Raw genomic sequence first — 20,368 nt, 5'->3', positions numbered from 1 at the left:
CTTCATAAAGCTTTTTGTTTAAGGCTCAATAGAGTAATCTCTTAGCTTACATTTGCAATATGACAAATGCAAATTGACTGCTATTCCCTTTTGTTCATGATTCTGCGAATAAGGATTCTGGCATAGATTTCTTTATTATTTATTTTAAAGCGCCTTCCATAATTTGGATTATTTTTTATATATCTATCGATTCCCAAAATCTCAAATTGCTCTGGATTATGCTTGTCAAGGAAAGTTACAGGTACGCCCATCACTCCTTCATAGTCCATAGGAATCTCATTGGTTTTATTAATATTGATTGCATCATAATTATCATATTTGGGATATTTCTCGGGATTTTTTGCGTAAGTATGGATAGTTTCTAGAATTTCACTTCGCTTTTTAATGGCTAAGTTAGTATACCAACCAATATTACCAAAGAGCTTGAATGCTTCTTTTGTTCCTGTATTGACATCTAAGAAAAGCTTAGGATGTGTGTATCCTTGCCAAATTTTATTGTCCTTGAGATACGGGAAGAAGTCCTTGTAAGTGATTGCGTGTAAGTTCCCAATGATTAAAAATTTCTTTTGATATTCAATCAGCTTTGCGACATATTCTCGGAATAGTGAAAAGGGCGGGTTTGTTACGACTATATCGCTTTGTTGAAGGAGTGCTAGGCATTCATTACTTCTAAAATCACCATTTTCTTTTAAGGGAGTAAGCTTAGGGTTTTTAATAAATTCATTTTTATGTGTTATCTGCGAGCGATGTTTCGTGTTTCGTGTTTCGTGTTTCGTGTTTCGTGTTTCGTGTTTCGTGTTTCGTGTTTCGTGGTTTGTGAGCCACAAACCACGCTTTTATCAAATACGCTAAGATTAATATAATCCCTATCTTTCTCTACCATTTCACGCGTAAGAATGTTTGCATAGCTTGCTCCCCCATCGCCTTTATAATGTGTCGTAATCAGCTTTTTTAATCCAAGCTCTAAGAAATTTAGGCGAAAGTATCGATGAAAGTTACTATATTCTGGGTCATCGCAATTACATAGCACAATTTTATCTTTAAAATGCTGTTTATAGTGCTTTAATTCATTTTCTATATCGCTTAATTGTGTGTAAAATTCATCTTTTTTGTTCACTCTTGCTTCGTGTAAATTTGTGTTATTAACTCTGGACATAATTTTGCTCTTTATGAAATTTATTAGCAGAATTTATCTGTGATTGTAGCATGGAATCAATCGATTAAATAGAATCATTGTGTTTCATTCCATTTGTTGTTCTTAAGAGAGCTAGGCTTTTCCCCATTTATATCGTGCTTGAATGTAGAAACTCGCTCCAGCTACGCGATAGAAGTCATAATAACGATTGTTTGTGATATTGAGAAACTGCGCAGAGAGATCTAATCCCTTATCAAAGAGATAGCCCACTTTTGTATTCAAAGTGAATTGTGCCTCATGATGTCCGAATGTTTGGGATAATACGGGGGAATTGTTTGAATCATCAAAAAATGCCGAAGTGAAATATGCCCATATACTCATATATAATCCACTGCGATAAGGGGGCTTTTGTGTCGTTCCTTCTTTGTCTATGATTTGAGATTTTTTGCTAGAAGTAAATGTCTTTGCGGGAAGTAAGTGCAAGGCAATATTGCCTACATGCAGTGGAACTTCCGGGAGTTGTTTGCCTATGCTATTAGTATCTGCGTTGTTTTTGAGTACTTTTGCGTTTGTCAGTGTGTAATTGCCTTCGATATTGAGACTGCCCCAATTCCCCATATCATAAATAGGAATCGCAACGCTTACTTCCACTCCGTTAATGCGTCCGTATCCTGCGTTTCTAAAGATTCTAGGATTAGCCTGTGTACCCGCGCCTGAACGATATATCATATCAAAGAGCTCCGTTTGGAAGTAATAAATGCTTAAATCGATATATTGATTCCGTAATTCGCTACCTACTTCAAAGCTTATCCCAACTTCTGGCTTTAAATCTGCATTCGCTTGCCAGATTCCATGAGAGTTTGGCGGGTAGGCTTCACGTAGAGTGGGCATTCTAAATCCTGAACCAATCCCTGCTCTCAGAAGCCAAAAAGGGAAAATATTGTAGTTTATTGAGGCTTTTGGACTGAATTGTGAAGTTTGCAAAGGCTTAGAATCTGGATTCACATTGAGCGAATCTCCTCTCGCAAACGAACGGAAATTCTGCCAATAGTCATAGCGAAGCCCAAGATTTGTAGAGAGATTATCTAACCATTGTGAACTGATGTTTGCGTATGTTGAGGCAACCACAGCATGAGAACCATAGGCGCGCGTAGATTTTCCCTGCCGATTGGGAAGAGCGGGCAATCCTAAGAGATTAGAGTCTTGTCGCCAATTTGTGAGTTGATAGTTTTCTTGTAGTAAATAGAGGTAACGAAATTGCAAGGCTGTTGCTAGGGAATGCTTGTCATTTATGGAGAAATTATAAAGAATATCTAAATAATTACTAGAGGTATTGATGTCTTGACTTGTGCCAGCACCGCCGAATCTATCACCACCGTTATTGTTGTCTGCGTCTTGCCAAAAGCTTAGGAGATTCACTGTGGAGAGTGAAACCTTGAGGAAAGATTCATCAAATTCATGTTGATAGGATAAATTACCTAAAATATGTGTGTAGCTACCCATGCCTCCCCAGCCTGAACCTACGAAATAATCTTTACCATTCACTTTATCCACTACATTGCCGTTACTATCACGTAAATAACTTGTGAAGTTTTTGAAATCATAGCTATGGTTGGAAATGCTAAACATTCCACTAAGCATTCCTGTATCACCAGTGTCGTATTCAGCCTTTGCTCGCATGTCCCAAATTGTAGTGTCCCTCCTGCCTCCATCTCCTATGATTTTTCTTCCCTCTTTGTCGGTAAACCAACCCGTTTGTGTGATAGAGACACTGTTATCGGGACTCCCCGCGATATTAGGATAAGTAGGGAAACTTGCATAGCCTTCGCTACTATTGAAGCTACCGCTTATTTTTGTACGTAGTCTTTTGTTCAAAAAGGCATTTCCAATGCTTGCATAGAATCTTAAGGTGTTTTTATCAGCAGTATTTTCTTGAAATTCACTGCCATATCCTGCGATTGCTTCTAATTGCAAAGTGGTAGGCATTGATGTAATAAAATTGATTACTCCGCCCATAGCGTTTGTACCATAGAGGCTAGAGAATGCTCCACGTGCGACTTCAACGCGTTCGATATCATAGAGCGAAATTTGATTAAGGATTCTATTTTCTCCTTCTAAATCACTAAGAATCACATCATCAAGCATAATGAGTGTCCCGTAATTAATGCCGCGTATTTTGATTGCCGGACGTGGATTAAAGCCTACATCTCTTTGTACAGTCACGCCTGCTAATTTTTTAACAATATCTGCCGCTTTTTGATTGGGCAGTTGTGTAATATGTTCTTTATCAACAGTGGATACATTGCCAGGTATTTTAGAAGTATCGCTTGCAAGGGGCGATCCTGTTGCTATAAGATTATCAAGGAGCCAGGAGTGTTTAGATGTTATATTGCTTTGTTTCTGTGTAGAATTATTTTGCTGTACGTTATTGGTATCAGAATCAAGAGCGAATACTGCTTGTGAAAATATCAATGGAAGTATTAATATTTTGTTCATAATTATCCCCTTTAAAGAATCGTGATTTATGCAACTTTGTTGCTTAGATAAATGGTTGTTGCTTATTATAGAGTTTTTTTAACTTATATAGCTTAAAGAATTATATAAATTGAGCAAAATAATCCGAGTATTGTGTAATATATGCAACACAGGCTGCTTGTTCGCACCAAACGTTCTTAATATAAAGAAGAGAGAATTATTACAGGCAATTATGATTATGTGGAATGGCACCGTCTCCAGAAAAATATATTTGGAGAAATGCTTCAAGAAATTATTCTGTGGCTTTGCAAGAGTAGTTTTTGACTCTGAAGCATTTGTTTTGTTTTCGCAAAACTTTTGCCATTAGTATGGCCAGTTTGATTCAACAGCATCTGTTGTGGGTTTTTTGTTGAGTGTGTCTGAAATTTTCCCTACACTAACTAGCGAAATTTTGCTATCCGCAATATATTGTGATTCTATGCTATTATCGCGCTGAATATCGTAAGGACGAATAACGCCGCTAACTTGTAGAATCTGCTTTTCTCCATTAATAAGCATTTCTTGTTTGCCATAAATGAAATAATTACCGTTTTCCATAACTTTGAGAATCCTGGCAGTGAGAGTAAAAGCAAGATTCTGTGCTTGTGAATATGTACCACCGCCTTGAAAGTTGGTTGCATTATTTGGTTTACTAAGAGTGTAATTGACTTGATCGTTAAGATATTGTGTGTTTGCTTGCTGTTGGGCATCTTGTCCATTATAGGTAAGTTGCGGCGGAGTTATGTTGCCTCCACTACTACCGTTATATTTTTTGTCCATTTTGAAATCATTCGTGATATTTTCTTTGATTTTTATTGTGATTAAATCATCCACTCGCATGGCTCGTCTATCGGCAAATAATGGTCTTTCTCCTTGTCCAAATAGAGAGCCTGGTCTTGAAAACTCTGGTACGAAATCCTTTGATGGCATATCATTTACATAATCTGGAGGATTCATGTCAATTTCTGGTTCATAACCGTAGAGTGCATTGAGCAATAAAAGAGGCAAGAACCATTGAAAACTTATCTTTTTCATACTCATCCTTTAGTAAAAATTGTATAATCCAAGCAAATTATATTCCTATGATTCAAGAAGGACAATTAATGGATATTTCTATCAAAGAACAACTTTTAAATGATATTAAACAAGCCATGAAAGCACAAGACACGGTCAAGCGAGATGCTCTTCGAACATTGCATTCTGCTATGAAGCAAGTTGAAGTTGATAAACGTATCACATTGAGCAATGAGGATTGCATACAGATTCTTAAAACGGCGTTGAAACAACGGGAAGATGCGAAAGAAAGCTATGATAAAGCTGGAAGATTGGATTTATCCGAGAAAGAAATGTATGAAATTAATCTGATAATGCACTATCTCCCCAAACAATTAGATGATGCGGAGCTAGAATCTTGTTTGCGCGATATTATTGTGAAAGTACAGGCAAAGGATTCTAAGGACATAGGTAAGGTTATGGCAGAAGCTAAATCACTCTCTTCAGTAGCGACAGGCAAAAGGATTGCAGAAATGGCAAAAGCATTACTAGGCTAGCTTAATGTGTTAGAAAACACAAAAAATTAATGGAGGATTCTTATTGGGACTTGAAAGTTTTTAGGATATTAGGGAGTAATTATTCGCTTAAATATTATATAAGGTAGCGATTAAAAATAGATGATTGAGTAATTTTTATTAAATTCTTTTGTATATAGTTATAGCACCTTAATTATAGTATGTTTTATTGTGAATAAAGTTACTAAGTAGTTTTGCAATTTTTAAAGAAAATAATTAGAGATATAGAATTGATTGCAGTGTCGATGATTTACTTTATGTTATTTTTGAGAGGAATAGCTAAAATTTGTTCATTTATTATTCTGAAAACGAGAATTTGCAAAATTATGTTACAATCAAGTATTTTATGGATTCTTAATAGTAATTAAGCATAACTAAGGATTAAACATGAAAGTCATAGATACAAGTAATCTGAATGCTCCAAGTAAGAAGTTATTGCAAAGAAAAGCTTCTCTCTATCTTTCTCAAGCAAAATTTAAAGAAGCCTTTGCTTTATTTGAGCAGGCTTTTTGGCTGGATACAAGCGATTTAGATTCAAAAATTGGTCTTTACCTCTCCGATGTAGGTTTAGATTTTGGAGCAGAGGCGATGGGAATTTATGAATTTTATCAAAGTTCCTTAGCTTATGAACCACGTGCCAATAAGGGTCGCATACAACAAATGATTTTACAGCTTATAAAGGCATTTGATAACAAAACACATTACCTTTCACAAACAATGCAAGATAGCAGGAAAGCAATGATGGAAAGCTATGATGCTATCAATTATAATGACATTAAAGAAGTACTAAAGACAAAGGATTTTAAAGAGGTTTATAGCAGTCTTTGTTGCAATACAAAGATTGTTTTTACACACAAGGGTGATTTTTACGAATTTTTATTGCTTTTGATTGAAAATGATTATTTGGATATATCGCTTAATTATATTGATTCTCTTTCACGTTATGACATGGATATTATTCCAATAATAGAAGAAGCAAGCAAGAAGATTAACAATAGAACTGCCAAAAAAATATCTAATTCCTCAAAGGCTCAAGAGGTGGATTTTAGTGGTAAAGATTCTAAGAATCCTCAAAAAGTTTCTCATGGTGCTATTAAGAAAAAATATGGATAATTATCGCGAGACATTGTCATCTACGATAATTGTAGATGACACACGACTATTACAAGAGAGCAATAGCAATTCTAAAGAATATATTTTCCTTCAAACACCGCAAAATCAAAGATTTATTCATGAACTTCCTCCTCACATTGCAATTCTACAAAGAGATTCCCTTAAGCAATATTTCAATACGAATATTAAGATAATAGGTATCACTGGCACCAATGGAAAAACCACGACCGCAGCGGCAATATATTCTTTGCTTTTGGATAGCGGACATAAAGTTGCTTTGTTGGGGACTCGAGGTATGTTTGTGAATGACAAACAAATCAAACCTAAGGGATTGACTACTCCGTCATTATTGGAGCTTTATCAGGATATAGATTATGCTGTTCGAGTGGGTTGTGAGTATTTTATTATGGAAGTAAGTTCGCATGCGATCAAGCAAGAAAGGATTTATGGTCTTGATTTTTTTATTAAGATTCTTACAAATATCACAAGCGATCATTTAGATTATCATAAAACTTTGGAAGATTATGTAGCAACCAAGTTAAGTTTCTTGCAAGCAGGTGATAGCATAAAGATTATTAACCTTGATGAAAAAAATGCAGCAAAAATGCGTTTTTTAAAGAATGTTTTTAGTTACGGTATAGAATCAAAAGGAAACTTGTTTGTGAATGCGTATTCATTAAAAGAAGGGATTTTTGCTCAAGTAACACTGCGTATAGCACAGCTTTCATCTAGCGAATCGGAGGATATTCATCATGAAAGTGTGGGTGATTCCTCTTTTTGCAGTCGTTCTCGTGATATTTCTGCTAAAATCAATAGAGAAGATGCTACCTTTTCCTCAAGTTTATTTGGACTTTTTAATCTCTCCAACTGTCTTGCTGCGTTATTAGCCGTTAAAATCATCACTAGAGAATCTTTACAGGATATTTGTAATCTTTTTGCAAATTTTGGTGGTGTCGCAGGTCGCATGGAAATTGTAAGTACATCACCGCTTATCATTGTTGATTTTGCTCATACGACTGATGGTATGAAGCAGGTTTTTGAAGGATTTAAAACACGAGACATTAGTGTAGTTTTTGGTGCTGGCGGAGATAGAGATAAGAGCAAACGTGCAAAAATGGGAGCATGCGCTGCTAGCTACGCCAAGCGAATTTATATTACTAATGACAATCCCAGGAGTGAGAATCCAGCACTTATCGCTCAAGAAATAGCAGTTGGTGTAGAATTATCCGATGTAAAAAGTGTTGTAACAAGAATCATTCTTGATAGGAAAGAAGCAATAGCTTGTGCGATACAAGAATTGCCTAGAGATTCTGTACTATTAATCTTAGGCAAAGGAGATGAGGAGATACAGATTTTTAAAGACACGAAGATTCCTTTTAGCGACAAGAAATGTGTACTTGATATTCTGAAAGAAATGCAAAATGTTCAGAATATTTAATGTCTGTATTTAAGGGTTTTATCATTTTATTGAATTACAAGAAGCATATCGGTCATTCTGGTGCATTAACGTTTTCATCATCGATAGTGAAATCTAAAAATTCAGATTGGAATCCATGGTTTGCTATACTATTATAATGTTGTGCTGCTGCGTTATAATTTTGCGCTTCTTGATACAGCAAACCAAGTGCATAGCGACTCTCATAGTTAGTACTAGAATCCATTTTAGACAATTGTAGAAGTAGGCTAGCAGCGTTTTTTTGTCCAGCACCAATAGCGGCAACAGCACCCATATAACGTGTAATACTATCATCTTCGTTTAGTGTATTAATTAATCTGTCATAAATTGTATAGCTTTCTTCAAAATTATGTAAATAAATATTTAATAATCCTAAGGCTTGAAGCAGTCCGTTAGGGTTTTGTGATTGTGTGCTTAACTTGTAATTGAGTAAATCTTTTTGTTTTTCTAAGTTTCCCGTAATGAATCCTACATAGATATATAATTCACGAGCAAGGTTTGGACCATAGAACACATTATCTAAATTAATGTTTCGATCATTAAAGACATGTTGCAGATTCAGTGCTGAATTTTTCACGTTTAAACCATAGTTTTTTGCTAAATTATAGAGTAGATTAGAGACTATATCGCTAGGTTGTTGTTTTTTGAGTTTTTCAAAGCCTGCAATAATATTTTGAATATTGTGTAAATGTATAGCACTAATAGATTGAAAGGCAAGTGATAACGGTCTTGTTTCATTGCTATTGGGAATATAGATACCGATTTTTTTAGGATCATTATTCCATTCTTTTAATTTAATATAGAGTTGCAAATCATTTTCTGGCATTTTACTATCTAAAATACTTTGCGTTACATTGGCATTAAGGATACTAATATCTTTATAAATAAGCTTACCTGTTATCAGCGCAAATACTCCTGCTTGTAAGTCGGTCATATCCAAATGGTATGCTTTTAGAAAGTGTTTGTATGCTTGTTCGAAATTCCCCATTTGGGCATAGATTAACCCTGTGTTGTAATGCAATACAGCATGATTGGGATTTTGCTCTGTAAATTCGTTTAGGAGACGCATAGCTTTTCGCAAGTTATTTCTGTTAATTTGTTGTAATGCCTTGGCTATATTCAGATTAATATTAGAAATAGTTGCACCTTTAATCAAGATAGCTCGACTTTCCTCTAAATTAGTTGCATTAATATTGGAATCTAGTACTCCGTCTGAAATAATATTGATTGCTTCAGATACATTAAATACGCGATAAGGCGCATAATAAAAGAGAATCTTACTTGTTAAGAGATTGGAGTGTTCAAAAGTTCTATCCCAAAATTGCTGTTGCGCAAGTTCAATGTCAAAAATACTCGGAGATACACGCGCTTTAATGGGATAGGGATTTGCAATATGGAGTTCTTTTTGTTCCGCACCAAATTCATCAATAATACGCGCTGCTTCTAAAAAATCACCAAGTTTAAGACTAATGATTTGCATAGTCATTCGTGCATGCCAGTCTTCGGGATATTGAGTGAGATAAGTAAAAATATGCCCGCGAGCAGCATTGAGATTCCCCTGCCTCGCTAGTAGTTGCCCTAACGCTAGCTCATCTTGATTCTGTGCGACGGCTTTTAGATTATTGTATGCTTGCACATTATCATTAAAGAGAGTATAGAGCTTTGCTGCGAGCCTTTTTGTGTCTTTATCAAAGTTTACGTTACTATTATTGTTAAGTGGAGATAGTGCTTCGAAATATTGTCCTTGATAGTATTGATTAAGTGCGTATGAATAAGCATAAGGAGGCAGATTGCTAATTTGATTTGCATAGGTATTCGCGATATTAATATAATATTGATATTTATTCATATCGCCTAGATGAAAAGCACTTACAGCTGCATTTATCGCGCTTAATGGTACATCCTCTCCCGCTTGTATTGCCTTATCATAATATTGTATGCTCATCTCGTAATTTTTGGATTTTGCGTTGATGACTCCTAAGTTATAATTCGCGATAGCCTTAGAATAACTTGCAATACGGTTAAATAGCTGTAATGCTTCTTCTTTGTTGCCTGTTTTATACATAATATCAGCTTTTTCTATCATCGCTTCAAGATTCTTGTCGTCAATTACGGGGGATTTTGTCGTTATGTTGACGTCTGGAATAACAATAGAATCAAGGCTTTCCCCCGCATTTTTGGTTAGTTTTCCATCTGAAGTGCCTGTTGCATTATTGCCATCTTGCGGAGCATTTGATTGCATTTGAGATGACAAAATGTCTTCGCTAGTTTCATCATGTTTTGGTTTAAATGCAATTAAAAGCAAGACGATCACAAGGATAATGAATACAATAACACCTATTGCAAGGATGATTCGTTTGGTTGTGATGCCTAGCTTATCATCGAGGTTTCTAATCAGTGGAAGATCTTTAGCATTATCTTTTGCGAAGTTTTCCAATGGAGTGAAAAATGCCATAAGCTTACTGAATTTGTTAGGCTTTGGTTTTGCTGCTTGGGTGTCAGATTCTGGGGTTGTATCTTGTGCTTTTTCCTCTTCTGCCATTTTTTATTCCTAAAGTATTGTAATAAATTAATATAGGCAAAACATTTCGTTATGTACCTTAGAGATACTTTTCTAAGACTTTCGGAATCTTAATATTGCCATCTGATTGTTGAAAATTCTCCATAATTGCTACTAATGTTCTACCAACTGCCAAACTGGAACCGTTCAATGTATGCGTTAGAATGTTTTTTCCTCCTTGCTTGTAACGTATTTTAGCTCGTCTTGCTTGAAAATCTGCACAATTAGAAACAGAGCTAATTTCTCGATAGCAATTTTGTCCTGGGAGCCAAACTTCTATGTCAACAGTATTGGTTGCAGAGAATCCAATATCTCCGCTGCATAGTTGCATTAATCTATGTGGCAATTCTAAAGATTCTAAAAGCCCAGAGGCAATGTCAATCATTCTTTGTTGCATTGCTTCGCTCTCTTGTTGTGATGTAATTGCAACTAATTCTACTTTATCAAATTGATGTTGTCGAATAATGCCTCTTGTATCTCTACCCGCACTACCAGCTTCTTTACGGAAACAAGGAGTGTATGCGGTAAGAAGGATAGGAAGATTCTCTTCAGGGATAATTGTATCTTGATAGAGGTTGGTTAGTGCTATTTCAGAAGTTGATATTAGATAGAGATTATGCTTGTCTTGTGATTTTTTTGTATTGTCCAGTGTTTGTGTTGTTAAATTTTCTTCAGAAAAGTTTTCTAACCGAAACATGTCGTCAGCAAATTTTGGAAGTTGACCTGTACCTAGCAGTGCTCTTTCATTCACAATAACTGGCACAGAACATATTTCAAAACCATTTTTTGCATTAAAATCAAGCATATAAGAAATAAGAGCATGATTTAATCTAGCCCCCATCCCTCTCAAAACAGAAAATCGACTTTTAGCAAGTTTGACGCCAGATTCCATATCTATCCATTTGTTTTGCTGTGCTAATTCCCAATGCTGTTTTGGGAGAAAATCAAACATCGGTGGAGTAAGCACGGTTTTTATCTCAACATTTTGACTTGAATCTTTCCCAACGGGTGTTTTTTTATCAATCAGATTTGGAATCATTAGAAGCGTTTGTTCTAAGTAATTGAGTTGTGCTTTCAAAATTGATTTATTTTTTTTGATAGATTCTTTGAGATCTTGCAATTTACGTTGACAAATTTCTTTTTCTTGCGAATCATCACTATTCTTTAGAAGATTAAATTGCTTAGAAAGTTTATTTTGTTGTGCTTGTTGTTGCTCTGTGTCTATTTTGAGTTTTTTATGGGCATCAATTTTATCTTGGAGGTTTTGTAATGTATCTTTATCTATTCCTCGTGTTGCGAGATTATCTGCTGCGAAGTCAAAATCGTTGAGTAAAATCTTTGTATCTATCATAGTAATGCCTAAACCAAATAATCAGAATCCGAATTATATCAAATAAATGCAATGAAATATCTTTGACAAAAATATTTTTTGTTAAAATATGGAATTTAGTTTAATGAAAATTTTATGAGGAGTTATCGTGATAAGCAGTATTGATAAGACAACTTCACTTCATCTCAATAATGAAGCACAATTTTTATGTTTTACTTTGGAGGATAATGAAGAAAACAACCAACTTTATGCAATGAATGTTTTTAAGATTCGTGAAATTATTTATTATGACGGAGAATTAACAGAGACAGCCGGAGAAAATGAAGGAATTATTTTGGGTTTTTTGACTGTTCGAGGAGAGAGTATGCCGCTTGTGGATATGCGGAGATGGTTGTATTTTAATAGTAACAATCCAAAGCAAGATTTAAGGCAGCATTCTGTTCAGAGTTCAACTGGAAAAGACTTGGTAGTTATATGTAATTTTTCTCAATGCACTGTGGGATTAAAGATACTTAGCGTAAAACGTATTATCCAAAGGAATTGGGATGCCGTCGTTGTAGGCAGTGAATATGGTTTTGATGGCAATAATAAAATTACTGCAACAACAAAATTTGATGATGGTTCGGTTGTTCAAATCATGGATGTAGAAAGAATGGTATTTGATGCGTTTCCTATTTTTCAAACTAATCATGAGTTACAGCTTCAAAATTTACAATCTATTGCAAGTGATAAGATTGTTCTTATTGCTGAAGATTCTAAACCAGCACAGCATTCTTTACAAATTATTATGGAAAAGTTAGAATTGAAGTATTTCACCTTTCCTAATGGGAAAGCCCTTTTGGAATATCTTGCTAGTCCGGGAGTAATATCTTTAGTGGGGGCAGTTATTACTGATTTAGAGATGCCGCTCATTTCTGGTTTTGAGGTATTAAAACATATTAGAGACAATGAAAGAACAAAAGATCTTCCTGTAATAGTTAACTCTTCGATGTCCAATGATTCTAATATTGAAAAAGCACAATCCTTAAAGGCTAATGCATTCATTACAAAATCTAACCCTACCGAAATAGAGGATGCTTTGAGAGAGGCATTAAGATTGTAATTCTCAAAGAGATTGTGAAAGATATAGTTTGGATTTGAAAAAAAATAACACAGACAAAGAGCATTATCGTCGCTCTATTAAATCACAAATCGCAAAAAAAACAATTTGGCATATACCAAACAAACAAACAACAGAATCAAACGGAGTAAATTATTATAATTTTGCACATTCTCCCGTGTATTTTAGGGACAAACGTATAACGCAAGATATTCTTTCTTGTATTATGTTGTATCGCAAACCAAATTGTTATAAGTATCTAAAAGATAAGCGACTATTTTTTATTCAGACTAATAAGAAATTTTGTTCTATTCTACTTTATTGTGCATTGCCATTCGAAGTGCAGGTAAATAGAATCATTGCATTTTTACGAAAGAAAAAAATCTATTATGTTTTGGTGCCCAGAATTATAAAAAATGATCTAAAAATGGTAGAATTTCGTTTACCTTTAGCAAAAAATTATTTTCATATAAAAGAACCCCAGAGTAAAATAATAGAGAGAATGACTACAATAGATATTGCAGTAGTTCCAGTTTTAGGGGTAGATAAAGACTTGAAACGTGTGGGATTTGGAAAAGGTATGTATGATAGATTCTATGCAACTTTACGGGTAAAGCCATATAGCATTTTTGTTAGCAGGAAAAAGAATATTTCTGATGCTTCTTTGTGTAATGATTATGATATACAAGCAGATATTTATATAAGTGGAAGATCATGATAGATATTGTTGTTTGTTGTATAATTGGGGTTTTATGTATTGGGTTACTTGCTTTTTTTCTTATAAAAAGAGTTTTTTTATCTAAAATTAATGTAATACTCAATCAGAGTCATGCCAAGATCCTTTCTTTAGAATCAGAGATTCAACGATTGATGTCATGTCAATTTGGCAGCGTAAAACAAGATAAAATAGTGGAACAACAAGTGCAGAATCAATATAGATCTCACATTGCTTTCCCTGAGATACAATCAGATGATTTAGAACAACAACTAACAATGCAATTACAAGAATCACAAGGGAATAACCATATTATTGAGGAAACTAAAAGGGAGTTGTTGCAATGTAAAGATGAACAAAGAAAGATTCTTATGCGATATAAACAAACAACCAATGAGCTTATTTCTGTTTTAGAAAATTATACTTCTCTTACAAAAGATGAGGCAAAATCAATCCTCTTGCGTTTGTTGGAAGATGAGCTTCATCAACAAAAGGTGAATCTCATTCGTAGATATGAGAGAGAAGCAAAAGACGAAGCAGAAAAGAGAGCCAATTTTGTTATTGCTCAAGCTACCACACGTTTTGCAGGAGAATATGCAAGTGAAAGATTAATCAATGTAGTGAATCTACCGAGCGATGATTTGAAAGGGCGAATTATAGGTAAAGATGGACGCAATATTAAAGCGTTAGAAATGATAAGTGGCGTGAATATTATTATCGAGGATGTTTCTAATGTGATAATTCTTAGTTCATTTAATATTTATCGTAGGGCTATCGCTGCCAAGACATTGGAGATTCTTATAGCAGATGGAAGAATTCATCCCGCACGTATCGAAGAAGTATATACAAAAGTCAGAGAGCAAATAGACGAGCAAACTCTTCAAGATGCGGAAAACATTGTGATAGATTTGGGAATAGGGAATGTACATTTAGAATTAAAAAGACTTATAGGTAAATTACGTTATCGTGCAAGCTTTGGACAAAACGCTTTAAGTCATTCATTGGAAGTAGCGCGTATTGCAGGTGTTATTGCAAGTGAGCTTGGCGGAGACTGGAGGCTTGCTAGAAGGGCAGGACTTTTGCATGATATTGGTAAGGCTTTAACTGATGAAATAGGTGGGAGTCATGTGGATTTGGGAGCAGCAGTTTGTTTGCGTTATAAGGAACATCCAGTCGTGATTAATGCGATTAGGGCGCATCATGGGCATGAAGAATCTGAAAGTATAGAATGCAGTGCTGTTTGCACGGCGGATATTTTGAGTGCTGCTCGACCTGGAGCAAGGTTGGAAGTTGTGGAAAATTATTTAAACAGAGTGCAAGATTTAGAAAGAATTGCCATGCAAAAATTCGGTGTGAAGCAGGCTTATGCTATTAATGCTGGACGTGAGATTCGGGTTATTGTATGTGCAGAACTTATTGATGATTCACAAGCTGTTGTTTTAGCGCGAGAAATCGTTAAAGATATTCAGCAGCAATTGCAATATCATGGTGGTATTAAAGTGAATGTGATTCGAGAAGTGCGAGCTGTAGAATTTGCATAGTTCGTTGAAGGATGTATCGTGAGAACATTGTCTGTCTATGTATTTATTTTGGTGGTATTATTTATGTTAATGGGTTTCATACCCGCGTTACGTGAGTATGCTATTAGTGTTTCGTTTGGCATTAAGGAATTGTATCTTGAGAAAAAACAAAATATGACTTTTTTTATTCAAGATTATATTAATCAAGCTCAAAAGATTAAAGAAATGCGAGAGCAAATTGTCCAACTAGAAAAGCAAAATATAGCTTATAATGCTTTACGTGCGGAATTTGATAATTTGTACTATTCTTTAAATCTCGAAAGGCATTATAATGATACGGATGTTACTTTGGTTAAAGTTCTTTCTTATGCTACGCTTGGTTCTTATACAAAGGTTTGGATTGTCTACGATCAAGAAAAAGATTCTAGGAAAACATTTGGAATCGTGAAAGATGGATATGCTATTGGGATTGCTAAAGTTGTTAACAATCATTTGCTTGGTATTCTCAATGGCGATCCCGAGTGTGGTTATAGCGTCTATATAGGTGAGAATAATGTCCCAGGTACTCTAAGAACATTATCTGATGGCTCTATCATTATAGATTATATTCCTGCTTGGCAGAGTATTAAAACCGGCGATAAGGTCGTTACTAGCGGTTTAGATGGAATCTTTTTCGAAGGGATTGAAGTTGGTGTAATTGGTAATATTCAATTTCAAGAAGCGTATTTACGCGCAGAACTTCAACCTTATGCTTTTAGTAATCGTTTGAATTATGTGTGGCTTGTAGATACGAAGATTCCTCAAATCACACGGCTGAATCCAAACGATATTGTGGCGCAAGATGTAGATAGTAAAAAGAAATAGTAACGGTGTTGGTGGTTTAGCATAAGTTTTTGGAGAGAGAATCTCAATTAGTGGATTGTAATTATCCAACGATTTTATTACTGATAAGTTTCATATCTTGATATTTTATTTATTTTTTTGATTTGTAATTGCGCTCCGCGGACAAGTTTAACTAAGCAAAATGACTTATTTAAGTTAATTATTGCTAGATAAATTATTTTCATCTTATGAAAATGCAATAAATTATCAAAATCATCAAATCAAAGTTTTAGTCTTTACACAGCTTTATGCTAAGTTAGAATCAGTTTTGTAGTTTTTGTTCTATTTCTCGAATTGCTAACTGCATACCCTTAAAGATAAGAGTATTGTCAAAGATAGCATTTTCAAAAAACTTTGCAAAAAATTTCCCATCACCACCAGTAAAATAAATTTTTTTTGTTTGTGAAGTGTGCTTTATCATGAATAGAATGCTTTTTAAGATTCCAAAGCTAATAGCATCTTTAGTATTTTGCGGTGGTGAATAGAGATTTACTCCAAGATTAAGTCCAGCACTAAGGGAAGGGGAAATACTCTTGTAGAGCTCTTGATAAGCACTAATGCCAGGGAGGATATAACCCCCTATATGCTTATAATTTTCAACAATATCAACCGTAATGGCACTACCCGCATCAATGATGACACCTTGCTCTATTGCCTTGCAAGCTGCCTTTCTATCAATACCTAATCCTTTGTATGATGTTGGAATATCAATGTATGGAGCAAGGTTTATACATTTTTTATGAGAATCAAGCAGCTTTTTTTCGAAACTTGGATTAACACTAATGTAATAAATGGGGATATGTGGTTTTTTTAAAGTAATATCGTGGGGATTTTCTCTCCAGATTCTTCCTGAATAATAAAAGTGCAAGAAAGAATTTCCAATATCACATAAAATCACATGAGACATTATTTGTCCTTGTTTGGTAGTGGTGATACTTGATGAGAGTTTAGTTGTTGGTGTGTAGGGGAATTGGTTTGCGGTTTGATTTTGTAGATTGTTGTGTGATAAGGTTCGTTGAGATTTAATATTTTATTATCGATAAAGAAAGTGTTGTTTGTATAGAAAGTAGTTGCATTCCTTTTAAAGCCCTGCAATTTAAATACATCATAATTAAACCCGTTTGTATTTAATGCGATTAAGAATCCTCCATGACTTTCAAGAGTATAGAGTATCCCTTCTTTAACGATTATTCCGTTGAGGTTAGCATAGGGTAGTTTGACTGATTGCATTGTGGCTAGAGTCTTGTCTAGTTGGTAGATGATGCCATTCAGACTTAATACATAAATAAAATTACCATCAAAATACACATCGCGAATTTCTAAATCTTTGGAGTAAGACTCCCCTCGAGTGAGAGTATAAAGTTTTTTTTGTGTTGCGCTAATAAGATCGTCTTTTTGAACTTGTAAATAAATAATATTATTAAGGAATTTTTCAGTATTTACAATGATATTTTTAATAATTTTTTGTTGCTTTATATTTAATGTACTAAGCCTACCGTCAAGTGTAGGGAATATCACAACTGTATCCAAAAATACAGGATTCGCATTGAGCGATGAAATAGCATAAATCGATTCACCTTTGTCAGTGAAAATCATTTGTTTAGTGGCTGTGTTGTATAAGAATAGCGTGTTGTCTGCTAGTACTCCTGCTACCATATTGTCTTTTTTACTTGCAGAAATAACGCAACTCTGAGTGTCAACATGTATCGCATGATCTTTTTGTGGGATAATTTGCGAATCATGTTGGATTGTATAGGGTAATATTTCTATGCCCGTGCAACCATTGGTAACTAATAAATCTTGAGAATCTTGAAAGAGAAGATTCTGGTTTGGTTGTAGTTTGATGATTTTAGAATCTAAAGAGATAGCTGTATTGTTTTTTAAGCGGGCACTAACTCTTGTTGCTTGGATAATTGGTTGCTCTAATGAAGAATTAAAGGTGATTTTCCCTTTTATAATGTTTGGTTTAAAATTTTTTTGAGAATCACATCCTAAAAAAGTAACAAGTAGAGCAATTAAGGCGGTTATAGCGGAATATCGGTAAACAAGAACGATTTTGCTCACTAATGCACTTGAGATAGTTATTCTTTTAGTGCGAAATAATAGATATTGTCTATGGCGTACCAGACTTTTCATTAGAATCCCTCATGCTTTATTGGTTATTTGTTGCGGTATTGTTAGACTGGATAGTTTGAGAATTTAGTGCATTATCTAAGAGTCCATAATGTCTAAGTTCTTTTGCTATTTTAAAGATATATTGATTACCATCTTTAAGAGTAATAGAATCTAGCAGTTCATGCGCCTTAGCTATATTGTCATTTTGTAAATAAATATATGCTGCTTGCAGTAGGGCTCTATCTCTTAGAATATCGTTAAAATATGAAGATTGCGTCTCTTTTTTGTCAATCCATTTTGAGTAAAAAGATTCCAGAGCATGCAAATCTTGAGTAAGAATAGCATGTTGATAAATTGCCAGAGTGGCAATAAGTTCATTTTTCGATTTAAAAAGATTCTGTAATTTTGCAAGATTTTCTTCTTGCATTAATTGTGTTAAGGGGAGATCTTGTAGTTGCGTGTAAATGTAAAAATCATAAAGAACAGGAGCGATATGTTGCAATTGCTCTTCGAGTTTTTTACGTTCTTGTAACTTACTTTCATCATTACTCATTTCACGTAATTGTGAAAATATTTGATTTGATTCTTCTAGTATCTGTTTAGCACGATAGGAATGGATGGTAAAAAAAATTATTCCAGCTATAAAAATAAACACGATTGTAAAAATAAGCACTTTATATTTTCTGTAGAGTATTTCTAAACGGAAAGCGTTAGCAATGCTATTCTGGTCTTTTGTAAATCTCTCTGTAATTTTATGTAGATTACTTTCTAAAGACATTGTGTTCCTTGAAATCAAAAATGCTCAATAATAACAAAAAAACTTTAATGGCACTGAAATCTAAGCGTGTTGTTATGGGGAATTATGAAAATTAATAGCAGCATTACATTATTTATTTCAACCTCATAAGATTAAAGATATTCTAATTGATATATAAGTTTTTTTTGTAATTTTAGCTATTATAATGTTCTACATTTTAATTTAAAAGGATTTTATTTATGAAGTTATTTTTAAAAAACACCGTTATTGCTGCATTATTATTGACGTTTTCTTACGGAGCAGATCACCATGTTCATTGGAGTTATAGTGGAAGCACGGGACCTAAAGTTTGGGGTGATTTGGATGAAAGTTATGCTTCTTGTAAAACTGAAAAATTCCAATCACCTATTAATATTTTAGATTCTGAAACTATCAAAGTTAATGCTAATTTTTCATTGAAAAAAACTTATGCAAATTATTCGTCTAATATTGTCAATAATGGGCATACGGTTCAGGTAGGGTTTAATGGCGATAATTCACTAGCTTTTAATGATGTGGATTATAAACTTATTCAGCTGCATTTTCATACACCTTCTGAAAATCAAGTAAATGGCAAGAGTTATCCAGCTGAAGTACATTTAGTGCATAAGGATTCTGAAGGAAATATCCTTGTTATCGGTATTTTTATTACAGAAGGTAAAGCAAACCCTGCATTGCAATCTATCATCAAAGCTGTTCCAAATAAGGTTAACGTAACCAAGCCTTTTAAAGATATTGCACTACAGACGTTATTGCCACAGAAGATGGGTTATTATGAGTTCCAAGGTAGCCTTACTACACCGCCTTGTAGTGGTAATGTTACATGGGTTGTTATGCAGGAATCAATACAGGCATCAAAGTCGCAATTACAAGCGTTACATAAGATATTAAAAGACAATGCAAGGGATATTCAGCCGCTTAATGGCAGGACTGTTAATGTGAGTTATTAGTTTAGGAAATGTTACTCAAAAATACGGAAGAAAGCCTGATTAGGACTAGCTAAAGCTAGCATTTCTTTATCACCTATGGTGTCTCCATAGGCATAAATGCTTTGGTAAGATTCAAGATTGCAATATGCTCTAATGCGTCTTTCTTTTTCTTTACCGTAGCAGTTTAGACTGGCTAATTTTCCTGTAAGTTTGTTTTCTTTTACTTCCATAGTTGTAGCTAGTAAATCTATTTGCCATAGTTTACAAAGAGGACGTAAATACTCTTCGAAACTTGCTGAAACTAATACAACTTGATGCCCATTTTTTTTATGCCAATCGATTTTTTGTACAGCGGAATTTTTGCAGAATTTTTGCAGAATAGGAGTAAATTCTTCGCATTTGATTTTGAAGTGATCTATGTCCATATCTTTTATGCAAGAGACAAGAAATTTTTCTTTTGTTACAGCATTGTCTTGTAAGCCCATCTTATACAACAATAAAGACGGGATATTGCGTATGGCTTTTATGAAAAACCTTTTCCCTAAGAGAAATTGTAAAAACAATGCAAATGAATCTCCCTTTGTAATTGTTCCATCAAAATCAAAAAAAGCTATTACCAAAATATTCTCCTTGTAT

General features: G+C 34.3%; 16 protein-coding genes and 1 pseudogene. 8 read left to right on the top strand and 9 right to left on the bottom strand.

The features are described 5' to 3' along the window. Window positions 1-80: 80 nt before the first annotated feature. The 3 genes and pseudogenes from CQA66_RS00390 to flgH all read right to left on the bottom strand — a co-directional run bounded on the left by CQA66_RS00390 (window position 81) and on the right by flgH (window position 4,684). Window positions 81-1,156: pseudogene (locus CQA66_RS00390) on the bottom strand (adenine-specific methyltransferase EcoRI family protein). Between the two features lie 111 nt (window positions 1,157-1,267). Then, window positions 1,268-3,631, bottom strand: a complete 2,364-nt coding sequence (locus CQA66_RS00380) for a TonB-dependent receptor (protein ID WP_104762513.1) — start codon at window positions 3,629-3,631, stop codon at window positions 1,268-1,270. A gap of 342 nt (window positions 3,632-3,973) precedes the next feature. Continuing rightward, a complete protein-coding gene (flgH, locus tag CQA66_RS00375; protein WP_104762512.1) occupies window positions 3,974-4,684 on the bottom strand; it encodes a flagellar basal body L-ring protein FlgH in 711 nt (236 codons plus the stop codon). A gap of 68 nt (window positions 4,685-4,752) precedes the next feature. Here flgH and CQA66_RS00370 point away from each other — a divergent pair, with 68 nt between their 5' ends. The 3 genes from CQA66_RS00370 to CQA66_RS00360 all read left to right on the top strand — a co-directional run bounded on the left by CQA66_RS00370 (window position 4,753) and on the right by CQA66_RS00360 (window position 7,768). Then, the gene (locus CQA66_RS00370) at window positions 4,753-5,199 is read left to right on the top strand and encodes a GatB/YqeY domain-containing protein (RefSeq protein WP_324843336.1); all 447 of its coding nucleotides are present in this window, start codon (window positions 4,753-4,755) and stop codon (window positions 5,197-5,199) included. A gap of 405 nt (window positions 5,200-5,604) precedes the next feature. After that, window positions 5,605-6,330, top strand: a complete 726-nt coding sequence (locus CQA66_RS00365; RefSeq protein WP_181882203.1) for a hypothetical protein — start codon at window positions 5,605-5,607, stop codon at window positions 6,328-6,330. Next, window positions 6,323-7,768 carry a UDP-N-acetylmuramoyl-L-alanyl-D-glutamate--2,6-diaminopimelate ligase gene (locus tag CQA66_RS00360; RefSeq protein WP_104762661.1) on the top strand — a complete coding sequence of 482 codons (1,446 nt, stop codon included), beginning with the start codon at window positions 6,323-6,325 and terminating at the stop codon, window positions 7,766-7,768. The genes CQA66_RS00365 and CQA66_RS00360 overlap by 8 nt, the downstream gene beginning before the upstream one ends. A 52-nt stretch (window positions 7,769-7,820) precedes the next feature. Here CQA66_RS00360 and CQA66_RS00355 read toward each other — a convergent pair whose 3' ends face one another. After that, window positions 7,821-10,328 (bottom strand): tetratricopeptide repeat protein, encoded by a 2,508-nt coding sequence (locus CQA66_RS00355; RefSeq protein WP_233707676.1) that lies wholly within the window; start codon window positions 10,326-10,328, stop codon window positions 7,821-7,823. Between the two features lie 58 nt (window positions 10,329-10,386). Then, window positions 10,387-11,697, bottom strand: coding sequence for a serine--tRNA ligase (gene serS, locus CQA66_RS00350; RefSeq protein WP_104762511.1), 1,311 nt, complete (start codon window positions 11,695-11,697; stop codon window positions 10,387-10,389). A 127-nt stretch (window positions 11,698-11,824) separates the two neighbouring features. Between serS and CQA66_RS00345 the strand changes: the two genes are divergently transcribed. The 4 genes from CQA66_RS00345 to mreC are packed head-to-tail and all read left to right on the top strand — an operon-like array spanning window position 11,825 to window position 15,874. Next, window positions 11,825-12,778, top strand: a complete 954-nt coding sequence (locus tag CQA66_RS00345; protein ID WP_104762510.1) for a chemotaxis protein — start codon at window positions 11,825-11,827, stop codon at window positions 12,776-12,778. A gap of 28 nt (window positions 12,779-12,806) precedes the next feature. Then, a complete protein-coding gene (locus CQA66_RS00340; RefSeq protein WP_115582512.1) occupies window positions 12,807-13,493 on the top strand; it encodes a 5-formyltetrahydrofolate cyclo-ligase in 687 nt (228 codons plus the stop codon). Next, window positions 13,490-15,031, top strand: a complete 1,542-nt coding sequence (rny, locus tag CQA66_RS00335) for a ribonuclease Y (protein WP_104762509.1) — start codon at window positions 13,490-13,492, stop codon at window positions 15,029-15,031. The genes CQA66_RS00340 and rny overlap by 4 nt, the downstream gene beginning before the upstream one ends. An 18-nt stretch (window positions 15,032-15,049) precedes the next feature. After that, window positions 15,050-15,874 (top strand): rod shape-determining protein MreC, encoded by an 825-nt coding sequence (gene mreC, locus CQA66_RS00330; RefSeq protein ID WP_233707675.1) that lies wholly within the window; start codon window positions 15,050-15,052, stop codon window positions 15,872-15,874. Window positions 15,875-16,154: 280 nt separating this feature from the next. On the opposite strand, the gene CQA66_RS00325 is transcribed toward mreC, so the two are convergent. Genes CQA66_RS00325 through CQA66_RS00315 form a run of 3 tightly spaced genes read right to left on the bottom strand, consistent with a single transcriptional unit; the run spans window position 16,155 to window position 18,785 of the window. Continuing rightward, window positions 16,155-16,790 carry a type III pantothenate kinase gene (locus CQA66_RS00325; protein ID WP_181882206.1) on the bottom strand — a complete coding sequence of 212 codons (636 nt, stop codon included), beginning with the start codon at window positions 16,788-16,790 and terminating at the stop codon, window positions 16,155-16,157. Window positions 16,791-16,798: 8 nt separating this feature from the next. Then, window positions 16,799-18,028, bottom strand: coding sequence for a plasminogen-binding protein pgbB (locus tag CQA66_RS00320; protein WP_104762507.1), 1,230 nt, complete (start codon window positions 18,026-18,028; stop codon window positions 16,799-16,801). Window positions 18,029-18,044: 16 nt separating this feature from the next. Further along, window positions 18,045-18,785 (bottom strand): hypothetical protein, encoded by a 741-nt coding sequence (locus CQA66_RS00315; RefSeq protein WP_104762506.1) that lies wholly within the window; start codon window positions 18,783-18,785, stop codon window positions 18,045-18,047. Window positions 18,786-19,003: 218 nt separating this feature from the next. Between CQA66_RS00315 and CQA66_RS00310 the strand changes: the two genes are divergently transcribed. Next, a complete protein-coding gene (locus CQA66_RS00310; RefSeq protein WP_104762505.1) occupies window positions 19,004-19,753 on the top strand; it encodes a carbonic anhydrase in 750 nt (249 codons plus the stop codon). An 11-nt stretch (window positions 19,754-19,764) separates the two neighbouring features. Here the strand turns inward: CQA66_RS00310 and CQA66_RS00305 are convergent, their stop codons facing one another. After that, window positions 19,765-20,352, bottom strand: a complete 588-nt coding sequence (locus CQA66_RS00305) for an HAD-IB family hydrolase (protein ID WP_104762504.1) — start codon at window positions 20,350-20,352, stop codon at window positions 19,765-19,767. Window positions 20,353-20,368: the final 16 nt, after the last annotated feature.

This window comes from Helicobacter aurati, from assembly GCF_003364265.1.
GTDB classification, from domain to species: domain Bacteria; phylum Campylobacterota; class Campylobacteria; order Campylobacterales; family Helicobacteraceae; genus Helicobacter_A; species Helicobacter_A aurati.
Note: the sequence above shows the minus strand (reverse complement) of the source record. Positions and strands in the feature narration are given on the sequence as shown.

Excerpts from the sequence above, each read along its gene's own strand:
- CQA66_RS00380 (WP_104762513.1), bottom strand. The coding sequence starts at position 3,631 with ATGAACAAAATATTAATACTTCCATTGATATTTTCACAAGCAGTATTC.
- flgH (WP_104762512.1), bottom strand. The coding sequence starts at position 4,684 with ATGAAAAAGATAAGTTTTCAATGGTTCTTGCCTCTTTTATTGCTCAAT.
- CQA66_RS00370 (WP_324843336.1), top strand. The coding sequence starts at position 4,753 with ATGGATATTTCTATCAAAGAACAACTTTTAAATGATATTAAACAAGCC.
- CQA66_RS00365 (WP_181882203.1), top strand. The coding sequence starts at position 5,605 with ATGAAAGTCATAGATACAAGTAATCTGAATGCTCCAAGTAAGAAGTTA.
- CQA66_RS00360 (WP_104762661.1), top strand. The coding sequence starts at position 6,323 with ATGGATAATTATCGCGAGACATTGTCATCTACGATAATTGTAGATGAC.
- CQA66_RS00355 (WP_233707676.1), bottom strand. The coding sequence starts at position 10,328 with ATGGCAGAAGAGGAAAAAGCACAAGATACAACCCCAGAATCTGACACC.
- serS (WP_104762511.1), bottom strand. The coding sequence starts at position 11,697 with ATGATAGATACAAAGATTTTACTCAACGATTTTGACTTCGCAGCAGAT.
- rny (WP_104762509.1), top strand. The coding sequence starts at position 13,490 with ATGATAGATATTGTTGTTTGTTGTATAATTGGGGTTTTATGTATTGGG.
- CQA66_RS00320 (WP_104762507.1), bottom strand. The coding sequence starts at position 18,028 with ATGAAAAGTCTGGTACGCCATAGACAATATCTATTATTTCGCACTAAA.
- CQA66_RS00315 (WP_104762506.1), bottom strand. The coding sequence starts at position 18,785 with ATGTCTTTAGAAAGTAATCTACATAAAATTACAGAGAGATTTACAAAA.
- CQA66_RS00310 (WP_104762505.1), top strand. The coding sequence starts at position 19,004 with ATGAAGTTATTTTTAAAAAACACCGTTATTGCTGCATTATTATTGACG.